Origin of the sequence: Thalassospira sp. UBA4513 (genome assembly GCF_002388495.1) — a bacterium.
GTDB classification, from domain to species: domain Bacteria; phylum Pseudomonadota; class Alphaproteobacteria; order Rhodospirillales; family Thalassospiraceae; genus Thalassospira; species Thalassospira tepidiphila.
The window spans coordinates 1,939-2,566 of the sequence record NZ_DGMR01000015.1 but is presented as its reverse complement, the minus strand read 5'-3'; the positions used below and the strand labels follow the sequence as shown (position 1 = coordinate 2,566).

Annotated in this window: 1 protein-coding gene; it reads left to right on the top strand. The window is 59.2% G+C overall.

Annotated elements, in window-relative coordinates; all coding sequences use genetic code 11:
• A partial coding sequence (locus tag B2T33_RS06035; RefSeq protein WP_286791514.1) for a PAS domain S-box protein occupies positions 1-628 on the top strand: 628 nt, incomplete at both ends.

The window sequence follows — 628 nt, the reverse complement described above, 5'->3', positions numbered from 1 at the left end:
GGGGGGCACTGGACTATATCCGCAAACCGTTCGACCCGGAAGAACTGCTGGCAACGGTCGATGGTGTGCTCGGCAAGCGTTCGCTGCTTCGCGCCCATGAGCACATCCGAATGCGCCTGGAAAAATCCGAGGAACTGCATCGCTACATCGTCAACAGCTCACCCGATATCGTTTTCATGCTCGATGGCGACGGGCATTTCTGTTTTGTGAACAGCAAGATCGAGAGCCTGCTCGGTTACCAGCCCGCCGAACTCTGTGGACGTCACTTTCGCCACATCCTGGATGACCGGGACATCGCGCGGGGGACCTACGCCCTGAAAGGCCCAAACATCACCGCAGACAATCCGAGGACACTGGAGGTTCGCCTCAAGACCCGAGGCAGTCGCAAGGCGACCCGCCACTTCGAAATTACCGCGTTTCCGATTGACCCGGAAACCTGGCCCCACGCCAATCATGGCGGCGGCAAACATAATGACCGCGAGGCCCGCTACTACGGCACCGCCCGCGATGTCACCGAGCGTAAGGAAGCGGAAGCATTTATCAATTTCCAGGCTTACCACGACTTACTGACCAGACTCCCAAACCGCGCCCTGTTCAAGGACCGGCTCGACCTGGCCATCACCCACGC